Below are 21,835 nucleotides of genomic sequence, written 5' to 3' on the forward strand. Positions count from 1 at the left end.
TCAACCTCCACAAAAACTCATCCATGTCCCAGGAGATTGCTGTTGAATTTCGTCATGTCACCTTTAGCCGAAACCATCGCCCACTGGTAGCAAATCTGAATTTCAGTATTCCTCAAGGAGAAGCGCTGGTATTACTTGGACGTAGTGGTAGCGGTAAAACTACGACGATGAAATTAATCAACCGCTTGTTCACACCCAGCCAAGGCGAAGTTTTATTTAACGACATTCCTACAACCCAGTGGAATGAAATTAAATTGCGGCGCAAGATTGGCTATGTAATTCAAGAAACTGGTTTATTTCCTCATTTTACAGTTGAGCGGAATGTCGGTTTGGTTCCCTCTTTAGAACGTTGGAAACCCAACCACATCAAAAGCCGTGTTTATGAACTGTTGCAGTTGGTGGGTTTAGAACCACAAAAATTTGCTCAAAGATATCCCCACGAACTTTCAGGAGGACAAAGACAACGAGTTGGTGTCGCGAGGGCGTTAGCAGCCGATCCGCCTGTATTGCTGATGGATGAACCTTTTGGCGCCCTTGATCCGATTACGCGCTTAGAATTGCAGCAAGAATTCAAACGGTTACAACAAGAGTTAGGTAAAACAGTTGTTTTTGTGACTCATGATATTCAAGAAGCCTTTGTTTTGGCATCGAGAATTGGTTTAATGTATGGGGGAGAATTGGTAGTGTTGGGAACACCAGAAGAATTTATGCGATCGCCCCACCCAGAAGCTCTTGCTTTTTTGCAATGTCTCAAACCAGCGCTTTGAAATTCAACAAGTTTTTTTAATTAAATTAGAACGCAGATTGGTATCAGAATGCGATCGCTTTTTGATAGAAGTGAATGCGAACGCAGAAACTTATTCCCAACAATGGTGGTTGATTACCTTGATAAGATGAAAAAAGTTGAGCCGTTCTCTTAGCCGTACTATTAAGGTATGACCACAATAACCCTGCAATTATCACCAGAATTAGAGCAAAAACTGCGAGAAAGTATTGCACGTCAAGATACCCAAACCATTCGACAGCTATTAGCTGATGCATTTGCACCAACGGTAGAAGTATTACTAGGACAAAAAACAGATACTAAAATTCATGATGATGAATTTGAGATACTTGCTGATCAATTAGCTGATGATTTTGCAGCTTGTGTTGGGTCAGATGCACTTCCATTATCTGATTATGCAGTGAGTCGTGAAGGTATTTACGAGGGTGCGATCGCACATCCGACACCAAAGGCGATCGCTTGTTGATGAGTTATGAATGGCGATCGTACCACTAATACCATTTCACAAAAAATATGATACGAATGTAGGTTGGGTTTCGTCCCTCAACCCAACATATCAAAGTCTTATAATTGTTGGGTTTCACTCCGTTCAACCCAACCTACGCATTTGTTTCATTTGAAGTGGGAACATTCTTGTTTTCAGTGAGAATATTCTCGTTTCAAGTGGGAATATTCTTATTTTCAGTGAGAATATTCTCGTTTCAGGTGAGAATGTTGTCGTTTCAAGTGAGAAATTTCTCGTTTCAACCTAGAAATTTCTCGTTTCAACCTGGAAATTTCTCGTTCCAACCTGGAAATTTCTCGTTTCAAGCGTGATCAATCGCACTCAAACAAATCAAACAGTCTGCTTCAGCAGAGTTTAGCTATGAGACTGCGATTTCAATCGCAGGCGGTTTTGAACATTTGCGATACTCCCTCCCAAACCAGATCCCACTATTCTAGAGAAGAACAAAAAGCGATATCTGACGATAAGCCACTGCGTGTCTACGCACCACCTTTTTCGATCCCCGATCCCCATTACCCCTTCGCCCCTAATCCCCACTCCCTTGGGGGGAGTGGGGGCCCCGAGTTCCCCAAAGGGGACCCCTACCTTCCCCAATCCCCAATCCCCTATTCCCCTTTCTCATAATCACCACCAGAACCATACTTCCAAGCATCAACCCAACGATGCCAGTAATATTTAGAAGTGTTGGGTAAATATTTCTCCCAGGGTGCAAAATTTTGACTGAGCCAAAACAACGCAGAATATGCAGCCAAATTACTATAATGTACCAGCCAATCTAACAAAGCTAATAAACCGACATGGGGAATAATTTTTACCACAATTCCAGGATGGGCGAAGTTTGTTTTTAATAAGGTTTGCGTCAGGGCTGGAAACTGCACTACATCTTGTAAAAATGGTTTTAAAACTATCTCACCTGATGTTTGCATTTGCTGAAATACTGCTGATAGTAATTCGTTAATTTGTTCCGGCGCAATTTTTTGATTGACACCCACACTCATGGCTTTTTGAAATAACCAAGTCACACTCAAACTCGGTTGATATGGTTGCAATAGTGCTAATGCATTGGCAGATAACTGATCCGTTTGCAGTGCTTCATCAATTCCGTGGGTTAATCGCTGTAAATGACGCACCATCGCCCCAAAACCACCAAAACTTAAAGGCGATTGATTTCCACTGCTGTCTCCAACTGGGAGAATGCGACTCCAGGGTGTATGTAGGGGACTTTGGCGATAGGAGGGAAAGAAACCAAATAGCGCCCTTTGCAAGGTTAACTGTGACAATTCCACATTTTGGTATTTTGGCAGCAAGCGCAGATAGTCTGCAAACAAAGCTTCTAATCCTATATGTCGTGGATCTGCATCCATATAAGTAAACATATAAGTTGTTCTACCATCTCTGGCGGGGAAAGCTTCCCAAAAATATTGGCATTGTTTTTGAATCGGTGTCAAAGATAAGATTAAATCGCCAGTGTGATTTTCGGGAAAACCTTGGGCGCAACTCCCAACCACCAAGCACACCGCATCTGGTTTTTGTCCTTGTCGCGCTTGTTGGCTAATCGGAGAAAAATGTCCCATCGCGTCAATTAACAATCTGGCTTTGTATTGATTGTTAACTATGACTCCATCTGGATGAATCACTGCTTCTTCAAAAGGCGTGTTTTCAAATAACTTTCCGCCGACAGCCAGAAATCGCTGTTTTAATGTTTCCAGTAGATACACTGGGTCTACACCAATATTTAAGACGTTTTCCACCCAAATTTCTACACCATTGTCAAACCCGACTCTGGCTGGATTGTATTCTGTGGCGATCGCTTGTTTCAATTCTGCATCTGTTAATAAAGATAATTTTAAAAAAACTGCTAATTCTTGGCGAGAGATATTCCATTCTTGATCTCTTCCCCGCAATATCCCCCGTTCGAGTAACGCCACCCGGAATCCTTGCACAGCTAAAGCACAACCAATTAAAATTCCTAAAGTGCCACCACAAATCAACACATCCCAATCAACAGCACCCAATTGTTGTTGATTTTCTTTAACTGCCGTCGGTACAGGAATTTTACCTTCTCTAATTGATGTTAAGATGCGATCGCTCCGACGCAACCCCCCCAAAACATCACCCGGTAATTGCGAAAGAATTTCCTCAGTTAAAGACATAGAACTTCATCCCAGCAAAGTTACTAATCTTGATCCTAGCGACTCCTTCCCCATTCCCCATTTTCTCATTTCCGAAATCACAGCCTTAGCATTTGTATAATCCTAATAATTGTACAGACGCGTAGACGCTCGTAAGAGTATAATCGCGTCTGGTACAACCCCAAAATTATGACAAAAAATTAACTCCCCCTTTTCAGAATAATTACTTAGTTTAGTCAAAAGCCTGTAAATAGAATATTAAGTACCAACTCAAAAAAATATTCTATTCCGTAAAGTCAACATTCGGTTTTCAAGAACGAATTTGCTAGGATTTGAAAGCATCATAGTTATATATATCCGAAGTAAAATTTAATCGGATGTATTGTATTTTTATTGTGATATTTTCTAGATTTTAATAATCACGAGTCTTATTACAAATGCTAACTTCACCAATCCAAGAAAACTTAGATTTAAACCAATCAATCAATACACCAGTTAACCATGTATTCGTCTTTTTGGAAATTTTTTCCTATGAAGGTGGAATTCAATCTTATGTCAAAGATATTTTTCAAGCCTATTTGCAATTAGCTAAACCAATACATGCAGATATATTTATATTACGTGATGCCCCTGATTGCACCAATCCTTTTACATCTGAACGCTGCCAATTTCATTATTTTAAAACTTCGTCTCCTCAACTTGGACGAGTGAAAATGGCGGTCGCATTACTCAATCATTTGATCCAACAACGACCCCAGCGTGTTTTTTGTGGTCATATCAAGCTAGCGCCTTTGGTAGGGATGTTATGCCAATTTTTGGGAATTCCTTATACTGTGATCACCTATGGTAAAGAGGTTTGGGAACCATTACCAAAGTTCATGCAATCCAGTTTGCAAAAAGCAGCGCAAGTTTGGACAATTAGCCGCTACACTCGTGAGGTTGCCTGTATAGCCAATCATCTTAATCGCGATCGCGTCAAAATTTTACCTTGTGCTGTGGATAGCGATCGCCTGACTCCTGGAGAAAAACCAGCTAATTTCATCGAACGCTATAGTTTACAAAAAGCTAAAGTATTAATGACTGTAGCCCGGTTGTGGTCTGGTGATATTTACAAAGGCGTAGATATCACAATTCAAGCCTTACCACAAATAGCTCAAGTTTTCCCAGAAGTGAAATATTTAGTGATCGGTCGTGGTGATGATCAACCTCGTCTTGCCAAGTTAGCACAAGATTTGGGAGTTAGCGATCGCGTTGTGTTTGCTGGATTTGTCCCTACAGAAGAACTAGTGGAACACTACCGCCTAGCTGATGCTTACATTATGCCTTCTCAGGAAGGGTTTGGGATTGTCTATTTAGAAGCAATGGCTTGTGGTGTACCCGTACTATCTGGTGATGCCGACGGTTCCGCCGAGCCACTACAAGATGGTAAACTTGGATGGCGAGTCCCACACCGCGATCCAAATGCTGTAGCTGCGGCTTGTATTGAAATCCTCAAAGGCGAAGATCAACGTTGTAACGGTGAGTGGTTGCGAGAAATGGCGATCGCGAATTTTGGAATTGAAGCCTTTCACAAGCGATTACAACAGGAATTATCTTAATTTATTTGTACTTCTGCTGCGTTCTCTGGGTATTTTGTACGTTAAGGGCAAAACCTCGGTTTGCAACAAATCCAGATTTTACACCCCTATCCACTAACAACTAACCCAGGGTGGTTTCATACAAGCAGAGAAAATTAAAATCTTCTTTTAAAGCCTCTCCCCTTAATAAGGGGAGAGGTTTGGAGAGGGGTAAAAATCTATGCTTCAAAACGAGAAATACAGACTTCCATATTTTTCTTTTTTCGTATGAAACCACCCTGCTATCCACTAACAACTAACCATTGCGAAAAATCTTGCCCAAATTGAGAAAGTGATAATAGTTGAATGCGTGGATCATTTTGGGCTGTAGTTTTTTCTAAAGGAGTATTGTAACCCCAGTCTGCTAGGAAGAGTTTTACATCTTTCAGGTCTGTTTGCTGGTCTACTAACTGTAATGTTTTTAATCGATCTTCCACAAACCAGACTGTTTCTTGTGGGACTTTGTGCAATTGAATTAATTCTCGTAAAATTTCATATTTGGGACGTTTCACTTCTTTACCGAAAATCTTTTCTGAACCTAAATTTACTCCTTCTTGCTGGAATAATTGCTGGACAAAACGTCCTTCTTTTGTAGAAATAATATATAATTTGCTTGTGCTGGCAATTGTCGATTGAAGTTTGTCAATTACACCTGGATAAAATTGATGCAAACTCAACCAACTTTCTAAATCATTAGCAATCCATTCATCGCGTAATTTATCTAATGTGGTACTGATTTGTTTAGCATTGAGATTGTCTTGAAGTACAATTTTCTGGTTAATATTATGCCAATTTTGGAGAATTTCTACTTCTGCAATTCCCTCTAACAAAGCTTTGACTAAAACAGGCATTTCCCAACCTGTTTCAATTACGGGTCTGAGTCGATAAAATTGAGAAGCCAAATCATCTGGTGGTGTTTCGTTAGCGGGGAACCAAACTTGGCAATAAGTACGCCATGCTACCTCAAAATATTCAATTAGTCCGTCGCAAATTACACCATCAAAGTCCAAGGCGAGAATTGAGGGAATATTTGCCATTGTTTTTTTTGATTAAAGCTGCTGTCGTCAGCTTAACGTATTCATCAAGCTGCTGAATCATGTACTCTCAAGTTTATTGTGACGGACAGTTTTTCACTGTTGAGGATTTTACTTTTTCCTTTTCCCGTAAACTGAAAATTGACAGACTACTAGCTAACCCAATTTTTGGTGATACACTAGCTTGCTCACACTTAACGTTGTGTTACCTTAGTATTACTAGTAAAATTAAACTCTTGAAAAATTGAGAGGAAATCATTATCGTAGTCCAAAAGCAACTTATTAACTCCCAAATCAAGTCACCTCAAGTCTTATTGATTGACCATGAAAATAACAATCGTGGTCTGATAGACACCCGTGAAGCTCTAGAGCTAGCCCAGAGTGTGGATCTTGACCTGGTTGTAGTCTCTCAAAGCAAAGATACTCCAGTGGCGAAGATTCTCAACTATGGTAAGCTTCAGTATCAAAAGAAAAAACGTCAGACCCAGAGTGCTAGACCCACAGTAAAGGAAGTACGATTCCGTCCAAATGTGGGTGCGGCTGATTACAATTTACGTATTAATCAAGCGGCTCAGTGGTTAAGTAAAGGCGATTCAGTAAAGTTTGCCATTCGTTTACGAGGTCGAGAACATCAATATCGTGATCAAGCTGGAAAATTACTAGACCGCATTGTCGATGATCTCACTTCAGTGGGTAAAGTTCAGTCGCTTGATAAGCGCTCACTGATTCTTCAAGTCATTCCTGGTTAAATTAATCTTTTACCAATCTCTTAGAAATATCCCTCAATAAAGAAGTTGAACTAAATGAGGGTTTAATAAACTGAACGGGCGAGAACCCATTTCACCAATCAAAAATTGTTCTGGTGGAATGGGCTTCTAAGCCGTTATCAATGCTATACTATTTAACTTACGCCAGGTCTGAATTGACTGATTTAGCAGATGCTCCCCCTACTGAGAATTAAAGTCAGATTATTTGGTGATAGCAACAATAAAGTTTTCTGCTTGCGACTTTAAGAAAGGATTCTGCTCAGGTTTGTGCTTAGGTACATGTTCAGATATATAACTAAACAAATCAAAAATCCGAACAGTTCCATCAGCCTTAGCAACTTTACCACGTATTCCTTCTAACAGGTAGTAAGTAAATAGCCCATTCCGCATTCCTGGAAGTTCCCAGGACACTTCATCTGATTTGCATGAGGCGATGATGACTCGTCCTTCTCCCTGAACGAGGTGATTATAGGTTTTTTCTGACAAACCAGCTTCTAATTGATAAAGCAAATCCTTGGGTTCACCAACCCCACCAGAGTGACAGCTATCTAGAAAAACAACTAAGCGACTAGCATGAATAGCCCGCAAAGCATTGGTGAATTCTGCATCAGAAATACATGTATCCTTGATTTTGTTTATTTCTGCTTCCACTGGACACAAATATTCGCCTGATGAAAAGCCACCAAATAAACGCGCCCCATGACCAGAGAAAAAGATGATTACGGTATCATGGGCTTTAACATGACTAGCAAGCAGTTCTAATTTCTGACTAATCGCGGCTTTTGTAGCATCTTGATCGAGCAAAATAGTGACATTTGTTTGACTATAGCCATTTTGAATCAGCGTTTCGTGCAGATCACTCGCATCATTAGTTGTTTTTGAGAGTGGACGGATGTGATGATAATTGGCAATGCCAATTACCAGAGCATAATAATTAGATTGGATTGTAGCGATCGCCTCTGGTATTTGAGATGGTTTTTGGACTGAATTTTGATGTTGCGAGGAGGTTGTTATTTGCTTTTGTAAAACTGCTTGAACTTTTGTGATAAAACTACTGTGATCAAAATCAAGCTTATCAAAAAAGCTAAAGATACCAAATTTTTCGTATAAGTTACTGACATCTTTTCTACTTAATCCTGGTGTTCCACTGACTGCAATAACTGGTATGTTTAACTCGTGAGCTAGGTCAGCTAAATGCATTCCTTTCTTGAGCATAGATACTGATGGATCTCCCAGACCAATGTCAGTAACTAGTAGATGCCAGCAATCATTTTTGATAGTGTTATAAGCTTGATCGAAAAGTTCGACAATTGTAATGGCACTCTTTGGGTCATCAATACCTCGCAAAGCAAGGCGAATCTTACGTTCAAGAAGATCCTGCCAAAATAAGTCATCCTCAACCAGAAGAATTTTGTACTCCGCCATAAACTTCTCCTTTATATTGCTTCTGGTACTTGATGCCGAATCTCAACTTAAACCTCCGGATTACATGCTGGCAATATTACAGTAAATTGTGTTCCCTCACCAACTATGCTATTTACTGTTAAATGTCCGTCTAAGCTTTCTATCTGACTTTGAGTCCACCATAATCCAAAACCCATCCTGCCACGATTACTCTTGGTTGTAAATCCTAGTTGAAAAATTTTTTCACGGTCTTCTTTACTAATGCCTAAACCAGTATCAGAAATTTGCAATTCTATCCAGAGCTTTCTTTCTCGCTCTACGCTTTTGCCACTGATGGAAAGTACACCTCCATCAGGCATAGCATCAATAGCATTTCGGATGAGATTATCAAACACACCTAGTAATTGCTGTTTACCACCAAACACTTCATGCAAATTGGATTCTAGATCAATTGTTTGGATAACTTCAGATGGGATTTGTATTTGATTTAGAACTTCGAGAATGACTTGGTAGAGATTGATAACTTGGGGACTTTCTTGCTTATAAACTTTCATCCCTCGGAGATTGTCACGAACTCGATCTACTAAAAGCCGAATCCGGTTCAATGTATCTCTTGCATCATTAATATCACCTCTATCGAGGCTATCAATAGTTTCTTGTAGGAATTCTTTAAACGCACCAACATCATTATTCATGCGATGCAGAATTTGGCTGGTTAAATCACCAACAGCAGCCATGGTTTCCATTTTGGCAAGCTTTTCTTTACTTTCCGCATTCTGAATTGCAATAACAGCAAGATCAGCTAAAACTTCTAACCTTTGTAAATCTCTTTGATCGAATGCATTAGTCTTACGACTTTCTACATTTAGTACACCAACTACACGACCATCTTGATCAAGAAGAGGTACACATAACTCTGAAAGAGTATTAACAAAATAGGCTTTATAGCGTGAGTCAGTCCGAACATCATCAACTAATGCTGGTTGGCGATGTCTTGCGACCCAACCAGCCACCCCTTCATCCATCTTTATAGATGTTAAATTTAATTCAACTGGCTCATCAGCAGGATGCCTAGTCTGTGCAACTAATTTCTGGCTGATTGGATCTAAGTGGCGAATAATTCCCAAATCTGCCCCTGTGATTTGTACTGCTCGCTGCACAATTAGCCTTAAGAGTTCTTCTTGGTCTAAAGTAGTTATAATTTCACGATCAATATCACCTAAAGTTTGCAACCATCGTTGGTTTTTGATCGCGATCGCAGCTGAAGCAGCTAAGGAATCAATAATTTGTATTTCCTCTTTAGAGAAACTGTGAGATCTGCGATAGCTAATAAACATGACCCCCACAATATCTGTGTCTACCTTCAGCAAGACACCAGCCACAGACTTGATATTTTCCCGCTTGGTAAAAGGTGAATTTTTAAAGATAGATTTTTCAAACTGTGGAGCATAGACATTCTTTCCATGCGCGATCAATAGAAATGGTACATCTTGTTGACTAATCTCTTTACTCATTTCCTGTTCTGCTCTGAGGCGTCCGGCAATACTAGGTGGTGTCAAAAATTGCTTTTCAGCCTGAATATATGCGTAGATAGTGACAACATCTGCTGCCAGCACGTTTAAAGTATTCCAAGCAATGTGCTTTAGTAAATCACTGTTTTCTGGTATCTGATTGAGGGATTGAGTAACTGAGTGGAGAGTACTTAATTGACGTGCTTTATCGCGCATCTGTTGATATATAATAGCGTGCCATATAGCATCAACAGCCCGGTTAGCAAAGAGTTCTCCCCAACGCAACTCATCATCATCTAATTGATGCTCGCGCAGGAAATGAATATAAAGGACTCCGACATAACTGGAGTCAGATTTTTTTCGACCACTATTATTTTCATGTGTGTCAGTGGAGATTTCGCGATGTATCAATCCCTGTTTGCCATCGAACAGCAATGGAAAAGCGGCATATGCTCTGGTTCCTTCACGATATGCTGTCGGATTAAAGAATTCTGGCTCGGAACTGCTAATAAATTGAGGTTGTCTGTCACGGATTGCTTGCCAGCCTAACCCTTCTTTACGAGGTGGATTGTTCTGTGTGAACAGATTATTTATACAGCCGATACAGATATCGTATACGTAGCGGTTTTGATCTCGATTCCAGAGAAAATGCAGTGTAGACCAATCAGCTCGCAAAATACGCCTAGCGTTCTCAGAAATAACTTCTAAAACATAAGGTAAACGTGCTTGACGAATATCTAGTGCTTTTTGACCAACAAGTTTAGCCAGAGTAACTGCTTGTTTATATGTAATAGGTATTTCAGAGTTTTTGTAGCCTGCTTCTATAGTACCAATAACTTTAGGTACAGCAAATCTAGGTAATTGATTCATCTGAATCGTAGTATTTTTTTCTCCTCCAATTGTTTGTCTAGGAATAAAGTTATTCTCCCAGTCATAGTGTTCAAACCAATCTTCAATTACTTTTCCAGTTTCATCTCTGATCAGGATAATAGGTGTAAAAATACGAATGAAATGCTGATGGTGAAATGTTTCGTAGAGCCAGCGATCAAATCGCTTGTCCCATCCAGATATAATTTCGGTTTGACGAGTTTGGACTACATCTGCTTGAATATCTCGTAACTCTTGATCTTCTTCTATATAATGTCTTGCTTGATTGAACCAATTGTTTTTGGGAATGCCAATTCCATGTACTGTCTCAATGGTATTGTGTGCTGGCATCACCAAGGATATGGTGGCAAAGTCGAAGCCCAGCACAGATTGAATTTCATGACAAATATTGTCAAGGATATCTTCCAGAAAAAACAGTTTTGAGGTTGCCTGTGCTATCTGATTTTCAGCTTCCAGAATTTCTTGTTCAAATACTTTTACTTCTTCTGGTTTTTCTCTATCAGCAACCATAGCATCCCTTATTTTTAACTTTGATGAATTAAGTGTCTGACTGACAATTCAACTGATTGCACAAATTAGACACCATTAACGGTGTATAGCTTGAATTTAAGATTTCTCAACCGATTAATTTCAGCAGTGGAGATTAACAAAAGCTAAAAGGTAGTAGTTCTTAACTTCACGAAGCAAACATTAGTTTCCGAAAAAAGACTTGCTCAAAAAATTTTTTCAAAACGATAGTACTTAATGAAGGCTACTATGAGGTGATATAAATAATAATAACATAAAAGCCTGCTTCAGCAGGCTTTGTGGCTATGACCCCACCCTTTTAGAGTGAGGCATGATTGTTAACGAACTTAATACGCATCCATTGGTAGACAAGAACAAACAAAATTCCTGTCCCCAAAAGCCGCATCAATACGCCCAACAGCAGGCCAGAATTTGTGTTCGCGTGTCCAAGGTGCAGGGTAAGCAGCCTGTTCACGAGAATAAGGATGATTCCATTCTCCGATAATTAAACTTTCGGCGGTGTGCGGTGCATTTTTCAGGACATTATTTTGCAAATCCGCCTTACCTGCTTCAATTTCAGCAACTTCTTGACGAATACTAATCATCGTATCGCAGAATCGATCTAACTCTTGTTTCGATTCGCTTTCGGTAGGTTCCACCATGATTGTACCTGCTACAGGCCAAGAAACAGTAGGCGCGTGGAAGCCGTAGTCCATCAAGCGTTTAGCGATATCATCAATTTCGATGTTGCTAGATTTTTTGAGCGATCGCAAATCTAAAATACACTCGTGGGCAACATACCCATTTTTGCCTTGATACAAAATAGGATAGTGTGCTTCCAAACGCTTGGCAATATAGTTGGCATTAACAATAGCCACTTTCGTAGCATCAGTCAAACCACCTGCACCCATCATCGCAATGTACATCCAAGAAATTACCAAGATGCTGGCGCTACCCCAAGGTGCAGCCGAAACCGCCCCTATCGATTTTGGATTTTGGATTACTCTACGAGAAGCCGCTATCGCGTCTATAGATTTTGGATTGTATTCTTGCATTGCAATAACAGCGTTTCCAGGCAAGAATTCTACTAAATGGATTGCTACGCCAATCGGCCCCATACCAGGGCCACCACCACCGTGGGGAATACAGAAAGTTTTGTGCAGGTTCAAGTGACAAACATCAGCCCCAATATCTCCAGGGCGACAAAGTCCCACCTGAGCATTCATATTCGCTCCATCCATGTACACTTGTCCACCGTGGGCATGAACAACAGCACAAATTTCCTGAATTGCTTCTTCAAACACGCCGTGAGTCGAAGGATAAGTCACCATCAAAGCAGCGAGTTCATGGCTGTGTTTTTCGGCTTTTGCCTTGAGATCATCCACATCAATATTACCTTGGCGATCGCAAGCCACAGCTACTACTTTCATCCCGCACATTACTGCACTTGCGGGGTTAGTTCCGTGAGCAGATGTGGGAATTAAGCAAACATTGCGGTGTGCTTCCCCACGACTTTCGTGATACTGGCGAATCACCAGCAACCCTGTGTATTCACCTTGGGAACCAGCATTTGGTTGCAGAGAAATTCCCGCAAACCCAGTAATCTCAGCTAACCATTCTTCCAACTGCTGGAAAAGAATTTGATAACCCTGAGTTTGTGATTGCGGCGCAAAGGGATGAATTTTGGCAAATTCTGCCCAACTGACTGGAATCATCTCTGATGTCGCATTTAATTTCATCGTACATGACCCCAAAGGAATCATTGATGTCGTTAACGACAAGTCCTTTGTTTCCAGCTTGTGCAGGTAACGCAACAACTCGGTTTCTGAGTGATAGGAGTTGAAAATGGGGTGAGTGAGGTAGGCGCTTTCGCGCTTAAGGGGAAGATTAGGGGTTAAGGTGAGGAGAGTAAACTCATTCCCAAAGGCGAAAATTTCTAGTAGATTGTGAACATCTTCAACTGTGGTGGTTTCGTCGAGCGAAATACCTACAGCAGTTTCATCAAAAATCCGCAGGTTAATTTTCTTAGCTTCGCAAGCAGCGAGAATTTCTTTGAAACTGCGTGTTCCTAGTTCTACGCGGATAGTATCAAAGAAACTTTCAGAACTAATTTTGTAGCCCAGGTGTTTTAATCCAGCAGCCAAGGTGACAGTCAAGGTGTGGATATTCTCGGCTATTTTTTTCAGTCCTGCGGGGCCGTGATAGACAGCATACATACTGGCCATCACCGCTAACAATACCTGTGCTGTACAAATATTACTAGTAGCTTTTTCTCTACGGATGTGTTGTTCGCGGGTTTGCAAAGTCAAACGTAATGCTGGCTTACCTTGGACGTCTTTGGAGACGCCGACAATCCGCCCTGGTACTTGCCGCTTGTACTCTTCTTTGGTAGCAAAGTATGCCGCATGGGGACCACCGTAACCCAAAGGAATACCGAAGCGCTGAGTACTACCAACTGCGATATCAGCACCAAATTCACCCGGAGGTGTCAATAGTGTAAGGCTTAACGGATCTGCTGCTACCGTTACCAATGCTCCCACAGCATGGGCTTTTTCTACAAAAGCGCGGTAGTTGTAAACAGTGCCATCGCTAGCAGGATATTGCAGAACTGCCCCAAAAATCGATTCTGAGAAATCAAAAGATTGATGATCGCCAATTATAATCTCGATTCCCAATGGTCTAGCCCGTGTTTGCAACACATCAATAGTTTGGGGATGACAATCTTGAGAGACAAAAAAGGCATTTGCTTTATTTTTGCAAATACCATAGCTCATACTCATAGCTTCGGCTGCGGCTGTTGCTTCATCTAATAGTGAAGCATTAGCAATTTCCAAACCTGTGAGATCAATAATCATGGTTTGGAAATTCAACAGCGCTTCTAATCGCCCTTGGGCAATTTCTGGCTGATAAGGAGTATAGGCAGTGTACCAACCAGGGTTTTCCAGGATATTACGCTGGATCACCGCCGGGGTGATAGTGTCGTAATATCCCATACCAATAAATGAGCGGAAAATTTGGTTTTTTAAACCAATATCTTTTAACTTTGCCAGTGCTGTATACTCACTTAGGGCTTCTGGCAAATTTAAAGCACGAGATAGCCGAATGGACTGCGGTACTGTTTTATTAATCAAGGCATCTACGGAAGACACCCCTACTAGATCCAGCATTTGCTGCATGTCATCGGCGTTAGGGCCAATATGTCTTTGCTTAAAATCACTTGATTTTTCAGTGCTTTCGCCCAGAATTGGTTGATTACCTGACTGGGGACGAGGAGCAGATACTACCACAAAGAGCTTCTCCAGACGTTACTATTTAATATTTTGCAATAAGTATATTTAAGGTGTTTGGATCTAAAGTATCAATTCACCTAAATTTCATCAAATTTCTTTGAACCGTATTGGGACAAGGAAGGGAAGGGGGACAAGAGGGACAAAGGGGACAAGGGAGACAAGGGGAACAAGGGAGAATATTTTTGATAGATTCTCTCTTGTCTTTTACTCTCCCCTGTTGTCGAGTATCAAAGACCCGTCGTCGAGTATCAAAGACCCGTCGTCGAGTATCAAAGACTCGTCGTCGAGTATCAAAGACTCGTCGTCGAGTATCAAAGACCCGTCTTCGAGTATCAAAGACTTGTCGTCGAGTATCAAAGACTCGTCTTCGAGTATCAAAGACTCGTCGTCGAGTATCAAAGACTCATCAGCGAAATACAAATAGTTGTTTACTGCCCAATGGCCGCGAAATCCTACTGCCGAGACAAGTGGCATGAGTTTAACGCCTCTTGGTGTTACCGCATCCCGCATCCCCGCCTCTGCAAAACTCTACCCCTCCACCTCAGCACTATATTCCTGCGCTGTGAGTGCATCATCAATTTCACCAGGGTCATTGACTCTTACTTTAATAAACCATCCCTCACCGTAGGGATCTTCTGCTATATGTTCGGGAGATTCGATCATTTCCTCGTTACGTTCTATAACAGTACCAGTTACTGGTGAGTTTAAGTCTTCAACGGCTTTTACTGATTCAATTGTACCAATTTTGTCTCCTTTGGTGACAGCATCACCAATCTCTGGTAATTCCAAAAATACAACATCACCCAGTTGATTTACAGCAAAGCTGGTGATACCAATTGTGGCGATTTCACCTTCTAAGCGTACATATTCATGAGTATCCAAGTATCTTAAATCTTGTGGATATTCCAAAGACATATCACTTCCCTTTCCACGTAAAAAAAATGAACAGGATAACAACTAATGGCTAATGGTAAAGACATTATTAGCAATTAGCAATTAAGTCAGTCGGTGAGAACAAATAGAACATGATTGAAAACCTTACCAATGACAAATGACAAATGGCTAGTTTGTAATCCGATTTGGAGAACGGTAAAAAGGTTTCTTAACCACTAGGGCTGGGTATGTTTTACCGCGAATTTCTATATCTAGCTGCTGACCAACAGTTGCTAGCTGGGTAGGAACATAAGCTAGGGCAATAGGATAAGTAAGTGTAGGTGATAGTGTACCACTTGTCACCTCTCCTATAACTATTCCTGCTGATAATACTTGGTAGCCATGACGGGCAATATTGCGTCCTTGCATTTGTAAACCTACTAATCGACGCTGTACTCCCGCAGCTTTTTGTCGTTCCAAAATCGGACGCCCGATAAAATCTCCTTTGGTATCAAGATGTACCAACCAACCTAAACCTGCTTCTAAGGGTGTGGTGGTATCATCAATGTCTTGCCCGTAAAGTGCCATTGCTGCTTCTAGTCGCAGGGTATCCCTTGCACCAAGTCCACAGGGAATGACACCAGCCTGAAGCAAACTCTGCCATAATTCTATACCCGCTTCTGGGTCGAGCATGACTTCAAATCCATCTTCTCCAGTGTAGCCTGTGCGGGCAAGGAAAGCTGGTTTACCTAGTAGTTTTGTTTCCAGATGACCGAAAGCTTTGACAGAAGTTAAGTCTGCTTGTACCAAGGGTTGAAGATATGCTACTGCTTTTGGTCCTTGAACGGCGATTAATACTTTTTCTGGTGAAAGGTCTTGGAATTTGATGTCTGTAGTATCAAGATGCTGAAGTAACCATGTTTTGTCTTTGTTGGTTGTGGCTGCATTGACTATGATTACTCCCTGTTGTTCGCCAGCAGAGTTTTCTCCCTGGTAGTAAAAAATAATGTCGTCGATGATACCAGCTTCGGAATTTAACAATACTGTGTATTGGGCTTGACCTGGTTGTAACCGACTGAGGTCTGAAGGTACTAATGTTTGCAGTTGAGAAATCAGATATTTCCCTTGTAAAGTAAATTTACCCATGTGGGAAATATCAAACATTCCTGCTGCATTTCTAACAGCATGATGTTCTGTAGTAATGCCACTAAATTGTACTGGCATTTCCCAACCGCCAAAGCTGGTGAGTCGTGCTTTTAATTCTTGGGCGAGGATATATAGAGGGGTTCGAGATAAGGAAACAATGTTTTCTTCTGGTTTAGCCACGGGTAATTTTGTTGTCGTAGGTCAACATTTATATATCCTACGAGATTGATTCGAGTACGGGGTTGCGGATCGCCTGTATTGTGTGAACTACAAATATACAAAGGGAGCATCCGAATTTTTGAAAAATACCCGCAGACTGGAAGTCTGTGTAGGCGGACTTAGTTTGTCTAGCTCCAGATTTCCAAGGGATTTTAAACATTTAGGATGCTCACTACACAAATGACACTACAGGCGATCGCACTTCTAATTACAGAAAATACATTATGTCCTGGCGTTTCTACAATTTAGCAAAATTTGCACTGTCTAATATAGTTAAAAAATCAATTACTTTAAACTGTCGATAAACTGCTGGGAGACTACAGATTTTTGCCCCCATATTAAAATATACCTGCAAAATATTCGGAATTTCAACATCAGATGAATCTGGATATTGCTGAGGAAGTTCGAGAAGATATTCTGCATTGGGATAAACTAAAATACTTGAATGCATTAAGTTATTCTGCTGAAAATAATTATAAGTACAAGCAGCTTGCACAGGACATAGTGTTGGTAATAAAGTACATCCAAAACAATATTGATTACCACTCAAATTCAGATAATTGAGTAGCCCTTGATAAAGTAATAACAGTGCTTGAAGATTGCGATGTTCTCTTGCTATGCATACACGCCCAATTTCCACAGATGCTTTGATGATCAAATCAGGAATGTCATTGAGATTATATTCTTTAGCGGCATAAAATCCGAAAGCTTCAGAAGCCATTGTGTAGGTTTGCAATCGATAAGTTCCGATTGTTTTTTTTGTTTCTTTAGAGATGAGCATGAAGTGATGGAAAACTGCATCAAACTTGTCTCGATCCATTTGACTAACATTAGAAGTAGCTAATCCTAGCCCTTGCTCAATATTAAATACTTCAAAACGTAGCCGTAAAATCGATTCTAATTCAGCTTCAGTGGATGCAAGCTTGAGGATATATTTTGCAGATTGCAGCACTGGAAAATCTTGTAGAGCAAAAGATGAGCTTGGTGAAACATCACTATTGTTAAAGTTTTTTTTCATCTCTATTCCTACTTAGGATTTATAAAACAGGTGCTTAATAGCGCTCACATAATATTTTTCGTGTAAAATCTACGCCTAATCCCAGGGTTATTTCATTCTCGTTTAGTCCGCAAATAATTAAAATTCTTGGCTTATAGCTTAAGTCGTCTAAAAACGACTCGCAAATTTTTCAGTCCACTTTAAGTGGAGTTTTACTATGAGCCTGGAAATTTATTTCTGGGCGGGTTATGTTAAGAATGAAATACTCTTGGTTCTAAACATATTCAAGCAACTGTTAAGAATGAAATACCCTTGGGTTTTAATTGTTTTTTCAACCTAATTTAAAGTGATTGATATGTGCTTTGTAGAATTACATTTTATAAGTTGAGTATATGTATCTTGTAAATAGTTTGCCATGCAAGATAAAAATATGTCAATTATTGTTGCATGAGGTTGTATTGAAATTAGATTTAAACAAACACAATGGTTTAAAATTTTTGATTCAACTTAGATACTTATAAGTATCAATATTTTGTCTATTCAATCAATTTTATTAATTGCAAAATATATAGAGTTAAAAAAACCCGCCTGCAATTTCAATCGCAGTCTCATAGCGAAAAGTCTGCTTATTTTTTGGTTGGACGAAAAGCTGGTGCAAAATCTGAATTTACCTGTTTGCTTACTGATTCTAATGAAATGAGAAAGCAATATGCCTAAATGAGTGCGCGATATATCGAAACGAGTAAACAATATGGCTTTTTGAGTAAGCAGTATGCCTAAACGAGAAAGCAAAATGGCACTTTACTTATTCAATTTGACTTTATATGTTTTTTTGATGAAGTTATGAGTTGTGGTGATGGTGAAAACAGTTGATTCTTCGAGATAACCTACCAACGTTTATTTTTGGCGATACGAAAAGCTAGTGCAAGATATAAATCTCAGTCTGGAAACATCTACTGGGCATCAACGTCTCCTTAGCAAGGCGCATCTATCAAGATAAGAAGTCAGCTAATCAGGCGATATCGCCTTACACTCAGTTTTGTTGCGGAGTTCATCTACTCAATTTATGCTAGTGTTCTCCAAAAAAGGGATGAGATTTGGGTAAGATAAAGGAGCTATCTAAATCTGTATGGCAGATACGGAAAGCTTTTCATACTCAAAGGAGATACTCAATGCTGACTTTAAAAATCGTTGTATATATAGTTGTTGCCTTCTTTATCACTCTGTTTGTGTTTGGATTTTTGTCAAATGACCCTGCTCGTAACCCTGGTCGTCGGGACTTCGAGTAAGATTAAGACTAAATTATCCATAATTACCGTCAGGTAAAAAACACTAGACGCTGTTGAGGCGGCCTGCTAAAAAGTTAAACAGAAAGTAAAAGTCGGAAGGTAAAAGCCAGATTAGTCCTTCCGGCTATTAATTTTGGCTATTCGTTTGCTAGATTGTGCTGAAACATGTTTCATACCGTTCTGCCGCCCGAACCACCTGCTATTGTTGAACCATTACTAGCAGAAAATCTGCCAGCCATAGCTGCAAGCGATCGCCAATTGCATTTCCCAAAACAACAGGCGAATGCAGAAAATTCCCAACAAAAACCAGTTAACCTGCGACATCAGTCTGCACCTGATGAGTCATCGGTAGTCCAAACTCCACCCACAATCTCTACACCGGAAACATTCTCAGCAGAATTTTCACCTTTAAATATTGCTCAAACGAGTGCAGTTTTACTAGGAGAACCCTTATCTATTGGCTACTCACAACAACAGCCACAGGTTTCTCAAGACACTAATAACGTTAGTCAACAAAAACAAACCAAACAGCAAATTGTCCAAAAAATCCAAAATAGTAAGAACCAATCTCAGAAAAAATCACAGTTATTGGTTCAACAACTAGTCCAGTCAAAACAAAATCATCACACTACCCAAAATTCCCAGACTTCCCAGTTAGCAGCACAACCCATCAAAATCAAATTTAATCTTGCTAACCAACAACCAACCAACACCCAATCCACAACCACCAACAACCAAACAGCAACTATAGAATTTAAAACTCGCAACCTCACCAGCCAAACTCCACAACCAGCACCAGCACCAAACACACCAGAAACAAGGAGAGTTATAGAAGTAATTGCAGATAACCAGGAGTATGATGAACAAAGACGAGTAGTCACAGCAGTCGGTAATGTTGTTGTCCGTTTTGATGGAGCGGTGGTGGATGCTGATCGCATCCAAGTTAGTTTAGACAATTTAATTGCTGTGGGCGAAGGAAATGTCGCTTTAACCAGAGGCGACCAAGTAATACGTGGACAGCGATTTACCTATAATTTTGTTCAGGATAATGGAGAAATGATCGCTGGTCGTGGTGAGATTTTTCTACCCACAGCCGACCAAGATTTTGCTTTTTTGCCTACCGACGCCACAGCAGGGGGAGTACCAGCACGTCCACCAAGCGATCGCATCAGAAGCAATCAACCGTTGACTGGGGTAAGTAGTCCAGGGGAAGTTAACTTTGGCTTTGGTAGTAGAACAAATGCGAGTAATGTACCCAAACCCGAACAGGGAGGACAAGTGCGGCGAGTCCGCTTTGAAGCTGCACGCATTGATTTTTATCCCCGTGGCTGGCAAGCATCAGATGTTACGCTCACCAATGATCCCTTTTCACCACCAGAATTGCAATTACGTGCTGACAAAGTGACATTGACACGAGAATCACCTTTGCAAGACCGTGTTCGTACTCGGAATCAACGTTTAGTTTTTGACCGACGTGTAAGTGTACCTATTCCCAAAAACGAGCAGGTGATTGACCGCAGAGAACGAGATGCTACGCCTGGATTAGTTGCTTTTGGTTTTGATGGGGATCAGCGTGGTGGTGTATTTATAGAACGCAAATTGGAACCGATAAATTCCGAGAATTTTCGTTTTAGTCTGACACCTCAGTTTTTCGCTCAAAAGACTGTGGAGGACGGTTTTAGTAACGTTCCCTCGCTGTTTGGTTTAAAAACATCACTTGATGGCACTTTGAGTCCACGGACAACAGTTGAAGGTTCTGGGACATTAACTAGTTTTGACTTGAGCGATGTTGAAGATAACCTCAAGGCAAGTTTACGATTGCGGCAACAAATAGGTGATATTCGCTACCCTCATAATTTAACATTAGAATATAGTTATCGCGATCGCCTCTACAACGGTAGCCTTGGTTATCAAACTGTTCAAAGTACCTTTGGCGGCCTCATTATTTCCCCAATCATTCCTCTCGGTAAAACTGGATTAAATCTCAGCTACCAAGCAGGCGCTCAGTATATCACTGCCAACACTGATCGCGAAGATTTGCTAGAAACTATCCGAGATAATAATCGTGTCTCCCTTGGTCGTCTCCAAGCTAGCGCCGCCCTGAATGGAGGATTATTATTATGGCAAGGTAAACCCTTACCACCCACCGCTACTGAAGGTTTACGATACACACCTAACCCCGTAGTTCCCTACCTCCGAGCATTTGGTGGTTTGACTGGTACTACCAGTTATTACACGAACGGAGATAACCAAAGCACATTGATTGGCACAATTGGTTTAGAAGGACAAATTGGTCATTTTTCCAGATCTTTTTTCGACTACACTAATTTTAATATTCGTTACTCCCAAGGTCTTGATAGTGGTGAGTCTCCCTTCTTATTTGACCGTGCTGTTGATACCAGAACCTTGACTGCGGGGATTACACAGCAAATTTATGGTCCATTCACTGTTGGTATTCAAGCATCAGTTAATTTAGATACTGGAGAAAACACCAGTACAGACTATTTTTTACAGTACAATCGTCGTACTTATGGTATTACCCTGCGTTACAATCCAGAACTCGAATTAGGTGGAATTAGCTTCCGCATTAGCGACTTTAACTGGACTGGTGGCACTAATCCATTTTCGGAAGTTAAACCTGTTGTCGGTGGTGTGTCAGAGTAGGCAGGGGATTGGTGATGAATCAGTTAACAGTTAACAGTTAACAGTTTAATTTGAAGTTACCCCAAAAAATAAATTTTGAAAACACTCAAAGTCATACCCAGCCTTATTTACAGCTAGTTATGCATTTATTACTACTGAGTACATTTTTATTGATAATGCCCAAAACAGCTTCCTGGTAAAGATTTTAAGAATTTATCTTGCATTCTCGA

The 21,835-nt window shown here is 40.6% G+C and carries 15 protein-coding genes; 6 read left to right on the forward strand and 9 right to left on the reverse strand.

Features of this window, described 5'->3' with window-relative positions:
• Window positions 1-23 precede the first annotated feature (23 nt).
• Both AC5JMK_RS23980 and AC5JMK_RS23985 read left to right on the forward strand, forming a co-directional pair.
• Window positions 24-767 carry an ATP-binding cassette domain-containing protein gene (locus AC5JMK_RS23980; protein ID WP_096677397.1) on the forward strand — a complete coding sequence of 248 codons (744 nt, stop codon included), beginning with the start codon at window positions 24-26 and terminating at the stop codon, window positions 765-767.
• Window positions 768-935: 168 nt separating this feature from the next.
• Window positions 936-1,250 (forward strand): hypothetical protein, encoded by a 315-nt coding sequence (locus tag AC5JMK_RS23985; RefSeq protein WP_096677398.1) that lies wholly within the window; start codon window positions 936-938, stop codon window positions 1,248-1,250.
• Window positions 1,251-1,894: 644 nt separating this feature from the next.
• Here AC5JMK_RS23985 and AC5JMK_RS23990 read toward each other — a convergent pair.
• Complete coding sequence (locus AC5JMK_RS23990) at window positions 1,895-3,442, reverse strand: FAD-dependent oxidoreductase (protein WP_495911188.1); 1,548 nt, start codon at window positions 3,440-3,442, stop codon at window positions 1,895-1,897.
• Window positions 3,443-3,858: 416 nt separating this feature from the next.
• On the opposite strand from AC5JMK_RS23990, the gene AC5JMK_RS23995 reads away from it, so the two are divergent.
• Entirely contained in the window at window positions 3,859-5,019 is a 1,161-nt protein-coding gene (locus AC5JMK_RS23995; protein ID WP_096677400.1) for a glycosyltransferase family 4 protein, read from the forward strand.
• 260 nt (window positions 5,020-5,279) lie between these two features.
• Here AC5JMK_RS23995 and AC5JMK_RS24000 read toward each other — a convergent pair whose 3' ends face one another.
• Window positions 5,280-6,074 (reverse strand): HAD family hydrolase, encoded by a 795-nt coding sequence (locus AC5JMK_RS24000; protein WP_495911189.1) that lies wholly within the window; start codon window positions 6,072-6,074, stop codon window positions 5,280-5,282.
• A 278-nt stretch (window positions 6,075-6,352) separates the two neighbouring features.
• On the opposite strand from AC5JMK_RS24000, the gene infC reads away from it, so the two are divergent.
• Window positions 6,353-6,820, forward strand: a complete 468-nt coding sequence (gene infC, locus AC5JMK_RS24005; RefSeq protein WP_495911206.1) for a translation initiation factor IF-3 — start codon at window positions 6,353-6,355, stop codon at window positions 6,818-6,820.
• A gap of 219 nt (window positions 6,821-7,039) precedes the next feature.
• On the opposite strand, the gene AC5JMK_RS24010 is transcribed toward infC, so the two are convergent.
• From AC5JMK_RS24010 to AC5JMK_RS24040, 7 genes are all read right to left on the reverse strand, one after another.
• Window positions 7,040-8,263 carry a caspase family protein gene (locus AC5JMK_RS24010; protein WP_096677403.1) on the reverse strand — a complete coding sequence of 408 codons (1,224 nt, stop codon included), beginning with the start codon at window positions 8,261-8,263 and terminating at the stop codon, window positions 7,040-7,042.
• 47 nt (window positions 8,264-8,310) lie between these two features.
• Window positions 8,311-11,151: a GAF domain-containing protein gene (locus AC5JMK_RS24015; protein WP_096677404.1), complete on the reverse strand. Its 2,841-nt coding sequence runs from the start codon at window positions 11,149-11,151 to the stop codon at window positions 8,311-8,313.
• 344 nt (window positions 11,152-11,495) lie between these two features.
• Window positions 11,496-14,435, reverse strand: a complete 2,940-nt coding sequence (gene gcvP, locus AC5JMK_RS24020) for an aminomethyl-transferring glycine dehydrogenase (RefSeq protein ID WP_495911190.1) — start codon at window positions 14,433-14,435, stop codon at window positions 11,496-11,498.
• A gap of 207 nt (window positions 14,436-14,642) precedes the next feature.
• On the reverse strand, window positions 14,643-14,912 hold the full coding sequence (locus AC5JMK_RS24025) for a hypothetical protein (protein WP_495911191.1): 270 nt from the start codon (window positions 14,910-14,912) through the stop codon (window positions 14,643-14,645).
• A 54-nt stretch (window positions 14,913-14,966) separates the two neighbouring features.
• The gene (gcvH, locus tag AC5JMK_RS24030) at window positions 14,967-15,353 is read right to left on the reverse strand and encodes a glycine cleavage system protein GcvH (protein WP_096677407.1); all 387 of its coding nucleotides are present in this window, start codon (window positions 15,351-15,353) and stop codon (window positions 14,967-14,969) included.
• A gap of 147 nt (window positions 15,354-15,500) precedes the next feature.
• Complete coding sequence (gene gcvT / locus AC5JMK_RS24035; protein WP_096677408.1) at window positions 15,501-16,637, reverse strand: glycine cleavage system aminomethyltransferase GcvT; 1,137 nt, start codon at window positions 16,635-16,637, stop codon at window positions 15,501-15,503.
• Between the two features lie 277 nt (window positions 16,638-16,914).
• Complete coding sequence (locus tag AC5JMK_RS24040) at window positions 16,915-17,694, reverse strand: GNAT family N-acetyltransferase (RefSeq protein WP_495911192.1); 780 nt, start codon at window positions 17,692-17,694, stop codon at window positions 16,915-16,917.
• 1,151 nt (window positions 17,695-18,845) lie between these two features.
• Here AC5JMK_RS24040 and AC5JMK_RS24045 point away from each other — a divergent pair.
• Both AC5JMK_RS24045 and AC5JMK_RS24050 read left to right on the forward strand, forming a co-directional pair.
• Window positions 18,846-18,962, forward strand: coding sequence for a photosystem II reaction center protein I (locus AC5JMK_RS24045; RefSeq protein ID WP_009458972.1), 117 nt, complete (start codon window positions 18,846-18,848; stop codon window positions 18,960-18,962).
• Window positions 18,963-19,127: 165 nt separating this feature from the next.
• Window positions 19,128-21,626 (forward strand): DUF3769 domain-containing protein, encoded by a 2,499-nt coding sequence (locus AC5JMK_RS24050; protein ID WP_096677410.1) that lies wholly within the window; start codon window positions 19,128-19,130, stop codon window positions 21,624-21,626.
• Window positions 21,627-21,835: the final 209 nt, after the last annotated feature.

The sequence above is a fragment of the Pelatocladus sp. genome (assembly GCF_059505505.1).